At 42.9% G+C, this 7,912-nt stretch carries 9 protein-coding genes and 1 riboswitch; of the genes, 5 read left to right on the forward strand and 4 right to left on the reverse strand.

What is annotated here, in order from left to right; genetic code table 11:
- Window positions 1-58: 58 nt before the first annotated feature.
- The 4 genes from queE to M3205_RS21050 all read right to left on the reverse strand — a co-directional run bounded on the left by queE (window position 59) and on the right by M3205_RS21050 (window position 2,854).
- Window positions 59-790 carry a 7-carboxy-7-deazaguanine synthase QueE gene (gene queE / locus M3205_RS21035; protein ID WP_251171670.1) on the reverse strand — a complete coding sequence of 244 codons (732 nt, stop codon included), beginning with the start codon at window positions 788-790 and terminating at the stop codon, window positions 59-61.
- Window positions 783-1,259: a 6-carboxytetrahydropterin synthase QueD gene (gene queD, locus M3205_RS21040; RefSeq protein ID WP_251171671.1), complete on the reverse strand. Its 477-nt coding sequence runs from the start codon at window positions 1,257-1,259 to the stop codon at window positions 783-785. The genes queE and queD overlap by 8 nt, the downstream gene beginning before the upstream one ends.
- Window positions 1,260-1,262: 3 nt before the next feature.
- Entirely contained in the window at window positions 1,263-1,922 is a 660-nt protein-coding gene (gene queC, locus M3205_RS21045) for a 7-cyano-7-deazaguanine synthase QueC (protein WP_251171672.1), read from the reverse strand.
- Window positions 1,923-1,975: 53 nt separating this feature from the next.
- Window positions 1,976-2,018, reverse strand: a riboswitch (PreQ1 riboswitch).
- Window positions 2,019-2,131: 113 nt separating this feature from the next.
- Window positions 2,132-2,854, reverse strand: coding sequence for a CBS domain-containing protein (locus M3205_RS21050; protein ID WP_251171673.1), 723 nt, complete (start codon window positions 2,852-2,854; stop codon window positions 2,132-2,134).
- A 336-nt stretch (window positions 2,855-3,190) separates the two neighbouring features.
- Here M3205_RS21050 and pxpB point away from each other — a divergent pair, with 336 nt between their 5' ends.
- From pxpB to M3205_RS21075, 5 genes are all read left to right on the forward strand, one after another.
- Window positions 3,191-3,898: a 5-oxoprolinase subunit PxpB gene (gene pxpB, locus M3205_RS21055; protein ID WP_251171674.1), complete on the forward strand. Its 708-nt coding sequence runs from the start codon at window positions 3,191-3,193 to the stop codon at window positions 3,896-3,898.
- Complete coding sequence (locus M3205_RS21060; RefSeq protein WP_285886777.1) at window positions 3,898-4,908, forward strand: 5-oxoprolinase subunit C family protein; 1,011 nt, start codon at window positions 3,898-3,900, stop codon at window positions 4,906-4,908. The genes pxpB and M3205_RS21060 overlap by 1 nt, the downstream gene beginning before the upstream one ends.
- Before the next feature lies 1 nt (window position 4,909).
- A complete protein-coding gene (locus M3205_RS21065; RefSeq protein ID WP_251171675.1) occupies window positions 4,910-5,680 on the forward strand; it encodes a LamB/YcsF family protein in 771 nt (256 codons plus the stop codon).
- 95 nt (window positions 5,681-5,775) lie between these two features.
- Entirely contained in the window at window positions 5,776-6,966 is a 1,191-nt protein-coding gene (locus tag M3205_RS21070) for an NRAMP family divalent metal transporter (protein ID WP_251171676.1), read from the forward strand.
- A gap of 20 nt (window positions 6,967-6,986) precedes the next feature.
- A complete protein-coding gene (locus M3205_RS21075) occupies window positions 6,987-7,778 on the forward strand; it encodes a putative hydro-lyase (RefSeq protein WP_251171677.1) in 792 nt (263 codons plus the stop codon).
- Window positions 7,779-7,912: the final 134 nt, after the last annotated feature.

Raw genomic sequence — 7,912 nt, forward strand, 5'->3', positions numbered from 1 at the left:
ATATATTGCAATTACTATACAAAAATAACCCCGCATCTTGTATGCGGGATCACCTCTGCTATACTCCCCGCTTATTGCCCCATACATAGGTATGCAGCTGCGGAAGGACTTTAACATCTGTCAACTCATTGTCATGAATCGTTTTTTCAATAAGCCAGTCATATTTATCAAGGAGTCTTTGGAGTAAATTCCGGTCATCTGCTGTTACCGTATCATCATTCCCAACCTGCAGATAAAACGGAACACCGGGATAACGCTTATGAACGCCTTTTGCATATTCATAATCCTCCTCATCAAAAACAACGATCTTCAGAGAGAACTGCTGATCTTCCCTTCTTCCAGCCTGCAGCTTTTGCACGATCAGATCAAGCACTTCAAAATCGGTATTCATGTCTGAACTCGGCGGCTTTGGGGACAATGTCAGTTCGTCAATTTCATAAAACCAATCCTGCCAGCGGCTTCCCTGTGTTTCCAGGCAGAGCTTAATTCGTTCAGCTTTTAGCAGAGAAATGAATTCACCCAAATTTTTCAGAAGAGCCGGATTACCGCCTGAGATGGTTACAAAAGAAAATCCATCCCCGCCGATTTTTTTTAGCTCCTTCCAAATTTCATCCGGTTCCATCTGGCGGATGCTATCCTTCGCACTTCCATCCCAGGTAAAGGAGGAATCACACCAGCTGCAGGAATAATCACACCCAGCGGTTCGAACGAACATCGTTTTCTGGCCGATCACCATTCCTTCCCCCTGAATAGTCGGCCCGAAGATTTCCAGAACAGGAATTTTACTCAACCTCCATCCACTCCCTTCTGGCTTCCGCATAGCTTGTAGGAGTTTCAAAAAGGCGCACAAATTCTACTCTCGCCCCGTCATATTGCTCTTTTCTGTTATACAGGCTTTCCGCCATTTTTTCATAAATCCACACAACCATATTCTCAGCTGTCGTATTCATTGGGGGCAGTGTTTCATTCAAGTACTTGTGGTCGAGAAAAATTTCAATCTCTTTTTTCCAGATTTCCTTAATATCCCCGAAATCAATCATTAACCCTCTGTTATCCACAAACCCGCTTATGCCGAAAATCACCTTATAGGTGTGGCCGTGCAGGTTTTTGCACTTTCCTTCATAGCAATGCAGATGGTGTGCGGAATCAAAAGTGAATTCCTTGCTGACCATTACACGCTTGTGATGGTATTTCAGCTGATCCTGTTTAATATCTTCATTTATCTTCTGAAGTTTATCAACAATTCTAAAACCATACATGGCTTAAAGCTCCCCCTTTTCGCTGAGGTATTCTTCAAGGCCCTTTTGTCTTAAATGGCAGGCAGGACACTCACCGCAGCCATCTGCCGGAATGCCGTTGTAGCATGTCAGCGTATTTTTACGCACATATTCAAGGGCATCCAATTCATCTGCAAGCTTCCAAGTCTCAGCTTTATTGAGCCACATTAAAGGGGTATGGATCACAAACTGCCCATCCATCGACAGATTCAGTGTGACATTCAGTGATTTTATAAACATATCCCGGCAATCAGGATAGCCGCTGAAATCTGTCTCGCACACCCCTGTAATAATATGCCTTGCATGAATTTGACTCGCAAGCACACCCGCAAATGAGAGGAATAAAAGGTTTCTCCCGGGTACGAATGTGGATGGCAGTTCGCCTTCCTCTCCATCCTTTACTTCGATATCATCACGGGTCAGTGCATTTGGGGCAAGCTGATTCAACAGGGACATATCAAGGATATGATGTCTGATATCCAGGTCTTTTGCTATATGCTGGGCACATTCAATTTCAAGCTTATGCCGCTGATTGTAATTAAAAGTGACTGCTTCCACCTCGGCAAAACGTTCTTTTGCCCAGAATAAGCAAGTAGTACTATCTTGTCCGCCGCTGAATACAACGAGCGCTTTATCATTTTTCATAAAAAAATTCTCCTTTAACATAGAAAAACAGGACCACTAAGAAAGCAGACCTGTTTTCCTTAGTTTTTTAAAGAGGGTAGCTAGAACCTCTACCGTGTACACGGATTTTCTATTGAACTATCAATTTATATTACCATCATTACCATAGTTTTAGAAGATGTTACTTATAATGAGGCGAAAAGTTTTATAATTCTAAATCATGCAAAAGATTAATTTTCTGAATCTGCCTCCAGCAGGTCCCAGGCCGTAATGATGCCTTTTGGTTTTTCAGTCGGTTTTCCATTCTCGGTTACAATGATTCCTTCAAGCTTTTTATTTTTATTTCTGCTCTCCTCAAACATATCCTCCAAATCGAAAATGGAAGTATTCGGAGCGGCGAAGGCTATTTGATGCTTCGATTTCTTGTTGAAAAGCTCTTTGATTTTCACCTTTTTCAGCTGAATCGTTTCTTCAGTAAAATGCTCAGCCATCCATTTTACGATATCTGCCGATGTTAGCAGCCAGGAATATTCCTCTTCGCGAGAATAAATGGGAAACTGGGAATGCGAAAATTTATTGATAATGGCCAGTACATCTGAAAGCTTACCATCTTCATAAAAATAAAATACAGGTGTGGCAGCAATCGACATCGCGGTTTTGGGCTTTTCAAAATGGCCGGCAATCAGTTCAATTTTCTCAACCGTTTCCAAGTGCGGTTCTGCTATATAATAATCCAGGTCAATTTTTTCATGTACAATAGCATTTCTCAGTTTGGCAAACTGATGTAAATCATCCTCATATAATCGAATCAGCGAATGGTTTTTCTGTATTTCAATCAGCTTGTAAAATCTGTCTGTTCGAGCTTGTTTAGCAGATTGTTTCATGGCCTTGTGAATGCGGTTAAAGGCTGCCTCGAATCTTTCTGATAAGTTCATTTTTATTTCTGTACCCACAATAATCTCTCCCTAATTCATAATGTCCCTACTTTATTCCCATATTAGAGAACAAACTAAACTATCAAGAATATGGTTCGCCTTCCTGCAGAAAAATTTGCACAAATAGAATTTTCAATCTATTGTATGATATTATATTGTTTAGCTGAAGACGTTGCATAAATATATAAGTTTACTAATTATTTTTTCTTCTGAACGTGAATAAACCTAGATTTCTCTTGTTTTAGGAAAGAATAATGTGTGTACTTCGTCTCGAGGAAAATGGAAATTTATTATTATTGAATAATATTTTATAACCTTCAGCTCATTACATTTATTGCGAAAGCAGGTGAAATAATGGATTACACTGTCCATCCTTTAGGTGACAATGCCATTCTGATTGAACTTGGGAATGAAATCAGTGAGGATGCACATCAAAAAGTGCAGACACTGACAGCCTTTCTCGAGAAACATTCTCCAGATTGGATGATAGAATACATACCCGCTTACACGACCGTCACTATTTTTTATAATCCACTTGAAATCTATCAGCTTTCAGACGAAGAACTTCCATTTGACTACATATGTTCTCTAATAAAACCCCTTATGAAAAAGCTGGGTGAAAATAAGGCAATGGAAGCAAGAGTTGTCGAAATACCGGTTTGCTATGGAGGAGAATTCGGCCCGGATCTTGATTATGTTGCCGAACATAATGGACTTACCCCGGATGAAGTAATAGACATTCACTCTTCAGGCAGTTATCTCGTCTATATGATCGGCTTTGCGCCAGGGTTTCCTTTTATCGGTGGAATGTCAGAACAAATTGCTGCACCAAGAAGGGATACACCACGGTTGAAAATTCCCGAGCGTACAGTTGGAATTGCCGGGATGCAGACCGGGATTTACCCGATCGAGACGCCAGGAGGCTGGCAGCTGATCGGCCGCACTCCTGTTAAGCTGTTTCGCCCAATGGATGAATCCCCTACCTTGTTAAAAGCTGGCGATAAAATTAAATTCAAGCCAATCAGTCTGGAAGAATACCATTATTGGGAGGAGAGGGATTAATGATTAAAGTGTTAAAACCTGGACTCCTTTCAAGCATTCAGGATCTGGGAAGAACCGGCTATCAGAAGTTTGGCGTCATAGCCAGCGGAGCCATGGATCCTTTTTCGCATCGGATGGCCAATCTGCTGTCTGGAAATGAGGAAAATGATTCTGCATTGGAAATAACTATGATGGGCCCTACTCTGACATTTGAAGAAGACACCTTAATTTCAATCTGCGGAGGAGACCTTTCCCCTTCGATCAATGGCCAGCCTATTCGGACATGGCGGTCGATTTTTGTAAAGAAAGGCAGTGAACTTAAATTCGGGGCATGTAAAAAAGGGTGCCGGGCCTATCTGGCTGTTTCCGGCGGCTTTTCTGTTCCGGAAGTAATGAACAGTAGATCCACCTACCTCCGCGCTGGTATTGGAGGCTTCAAAGGCAGAGCATTAAAGGCTGGAGATGTGCTGGAAACCGGCAAACCTTCCCCCCAGTCTTTGAAAATGGCGAACTATTTGTCTAAACAGCTCCATGATAAAACCCTTGTAGAAAACGACTGGGGCATTGCTTCTAAACTCATTCCGGAAACTATAGGGAATCCGGAAATCAGGATTACCAGAGGCCGTCAATTTGATTTATTTTCCCATGAAAGCAGGGTTCAACTGTTTACTCATGCATTTGAAGTGACCGCACAATCGGACAGGATGGGATACAGATTGAAGGGATCTTCCCTCGCGCTGTCAGAGCATGCTGAACAAATTTCTGAGGCTGTTAATTTTGGTTCCATACAGGTTCCGCCGGATGGGAATCCAATAGTCCTGCTTGCTGACAGGCAAACAACAGGCGGTTATCCGAAGATTGGACAGGTTGCGGCTGTAGATCTTCCCCTTCTGGCGCAGGCTAAACCCGGGGATGCTTTACGGTTTGTGGAAATATCAAATAAAGAAGCGCAGCAGTTACTCATAAAGAGAGAACTGAAATTAAAGGAATTAAAACAAGGCATATTTTTAAAAACCAGAGGAGTGAATTAACATGCACATTGTAGACATTAACTGTGATATGGGAGAAAGTTTTGGCTCCTACAAGATGGGACGGGATGATGAAATCCTGGATCACATCACCTCAGCTAATATCGCCTGCGGCTTCCATGCCGGCGACCCTGCGACCATGCGAAAAACAGTCAGAATGGCGATTGAGAAAAATGTTGGCCTCGGTGTCCATCCGGGACTCCAGGACCTGCACGGGTTCGGCCGCAGGGATATGAATATCACGCCACAGGAAGCTTATGACCTGGTGGTCTACCAAATTGGCGCTTTATATGCATTTGTTAAATCAGAGGGCGGCAAGCTTCAGCATGTTAAACCGCATGGTGCACTGTTCAACATGGCCTCAAAAAGCCCAACTTTATCGGAAGCAATCGCAGAAGCTGTTTACAAAGTAGACCCAGAACTGATTCTGTTCGGTCTCTCAGGGGGCGAATTGGTTAAAGCCGGCAGGAAAATTGGCCTTCGTTCTGCCAATGAAGTGTTTTCGGACCGGACCTACCAGGAGGACGGATCGCTTACTTCAAGAAGGGAAAGCAATGCACTGATTACAGATCACAGCGCGGCTGTTAATCAGGTAATCCGCATGGTCAAAGAAGGAAAAGTTCACTCTGTACAAGGCACTGATGTTTCCATTGAGGCCAATACGATCTGCATCCATGGTGACGGGGAAAGCGCTCTTGAATTTGCCCAGTACATTCCGAAGGCATTGAATGAAGCTGGCATCCAGGTGGCAAAAATCAGTGAGTTTTTGAAATAGGCTGTTTTCGTAAAGTTTGTTGCTGTTTATGGTGAATTCGTCAGCGCAAACAGGATAAATAAATAACCATAAATTAAATTATTGGGGGAAAATGAATGAAAAAGCAATCTAATGCCAGTCTATTGCTTGGCGCCGCCTTTCTAATGGCTACGTCAGCCATTGGCCCGGGCTTCTTGACTCAGACGACTGTATTTACTGAAACCCTACTGGCGAGCTTTGGGTTTGTCATTTTAATTTCCATTATTATTGATATTGGCGCACAGATGAATATCTGGCGCATCATCGCTGTATCTGAAAAGCGCGCACAGGATATTGCCAATGATGTACTGCCAGGCCTTGGGTATTTCCTTGCTGCTCTGATTGTCATGGGCGGACTGGCTTTTAATATTGGTAATATTGCCGGGGCAGGTTTAGGTACTAATGTTATTTTCGGCATTTCACCTGAATTGGGCGCCCTTTTAAGCGGAATCTTGGCTATCGGTATTTTTCTTGTAAAAGAAGCAGGAAGATTAATGGACCGTTTCACACAGATTCTAGGATTTGTGATGATCGGATTAACTCTCTATGTCATGTTTACAGCACAGCCTCCTGTTGGTGAAGCTGCAGTTAAAACATTTGTTCCGGATAAAATTGATATTCTTGCCATCATTACACTGGTCGGGGGTACAGTCGGGGGTTATATCACTTTTGCCGGCGGCCACCGCTTAATTGATGCGGGTGTTAAAGGGAAAGCGGCGCTGCCGGAAGTCACAAAGAGCTCAGTGAGTGCAATCGGGATTGCTTCCATTATGCGTATCTTTCTCTTCCTTGCAGCTCTGGGTGTTATATCACAAGGGCTTGCACTCGATCCATCCAACCCTCCTGCTTCTGTCTTCCAGCTGGCAGCGGGCAATATTGGATATAAGATTTTTGGGGTCGTCATGTGGGCAGCTGCCATTACTTCTGTTGTCGGTGCAGCTTATACATCAGTCTCATTTATTCGGACATTGAGCATTAACGTCGAGAAATATCATAAATGGGTGATTGTTGCTTTTATCGCAATTTCTACTATCGTTTTTGTGTTAATTGGAAAACCGGTCAAAATCCTGGTATTAGTTGGTTCGTTAAACGGTCTAATCCTGCCGATTGCTTTGGGAGTTATGCTGATTGCAGCTCATAAAACCAAAATTGTCGGCGACTATAAACATCCGCTCTGGCTGACAATTTTCGGAGTCATAATTGTTATTGCCATGGCTTACATGGGTGGTTATTCGTTAATTAATGGAATCCCTGAGCTGTTTAAATAAGCATGAAAGGAGATTTTTATATGAACTCCCCTTCTGAATTTAATCCTGATGAGGCAAGGCAATTGATCCGAAGCAAGGCATGGAATAAGCCGACAGCTGGAATGGCAAACGGCTTTATCCAGGCTAATCTTGCCATACTGCCAAAGGAATTGGCTTTTGAGTTTCTCCTTTTCAGTCAAAGGAATCCGAAATCCTGCCCAATTATTGATGTGACAGAACCTGGTTCCCCTGTCCCGCTGCTCTCAGCACCTAATGCTGATATCAGAACCGATTTGCCTAAATACAGAATATATAAAAACGGTGTTCTCTCGGAGGAGCTTTCAGACATCAGTTCTTATTGGAATGATGATATGGTGGCATTTCTGATAGGATGCAGTTTTACATTTGAAGAAGCATTGCTGAAAAATAACATCCCTATCCGCCATATTGAGGAAAATCGGAATGTCCCGATGTTCAAAACCAATATCCAGTGTGTGAAGGCAGGCCGGTTTGCAGGGCCAATGGTTGTCAGTATGCGGCCGATGACAGAGAAGGAAGCTATTCGGGCTGTCCAGGTTACTAGCCGCTTCCCTTCTGTCCATGGGGCACCTGTCCATATTGGAAACCCTGAAACAATTGGAATTAGTAACTTACATCAGCCTGATTTTGGCGATGCCGTGACGATTAAAGATGGAGAGGTACCGGTCTTTTGGGCCTGCGGTGTAACTCCCCAGGCAGTTGCCATGCATGTGAAGCCCGAGATTATGATTACACATGCACCGGGACATATGTTTATTACTGATTTAAAAAATGAAGAGTTTTCGGTTTTATAGGTAAAGAGGCTGGGACAAAACTAGCTTCAGATAGTAAGAAAGGTGAATTTGAGTGCGCTCAAATTCACCTTTCTCTTATTTCAGGGTATTAATTCTTTAAATTCTTATTTTTTGGCAGTGAATTTCCTTAAATT

This window comes from Cytobacillus firmus, from assembly GCF_023715565.1.
In the GTDB taxonomy this organism is placed as follows: Bacteria; Bacillota; Bacilli; order Bacillales; family Cytobacillaceae; genus Cytobacillus; species Cytobacillus firmus_C.

What these genes read in the sequence shown, in the direction of transcription:
- queD (WP_251171671.1), bottom strand. Translation starts at nt 1,259, where the DNA reads ATGTATGGTTTTAGAATTGTTGATAAACTTCAGAAGATAAATGAAGAT.
- queC (WP_251171672.1), bottom strand. Translation starts at nt 1,922, where the DNA reads ATGAAAAATGATAAAGCGCTCGTTGTATTCAGCGGCGGACAAGATAGT.
- pxpB (WP_251171674.1), top strand. Translation starts at nt 3,191, where the DNA reads ATGGATTACACTGTCCATCCTTTAGGTGACAATGCCATTCTGATTGAA.
- M3205_RS21060 (WP_285886777.1), top strand. Translation starts at nt 3,898, where the DNA reads ATGATTAAAGTGTTAAAACCTGGACTCCTTTCAAGCATTCAGGATCTG.
- M3205_RS21065 (WP_251171675.1), top strand. Translation starts at nt 4,910, where the DNA reads ATGCACATTGTAGACATTAACTGTGATATGGGAGAAAGTTTTGGCTCC.
- M3205_RS21070 (WP_251171676.1), top strand. Translation starts at nt 5,776, where the DNA reads ATGAAAAAGCAATCTAATGCCAGTCTATTGCTTGGCGCCGCCTTTCTA.
- M3205_RS21075 (WP_251171677.1), top strand. Translation starts at nt 6,987, where the DNA reads ATGAACTCCCCTTCTGAATTTAATCCTGATGAGGCAAGGCAATTGATC.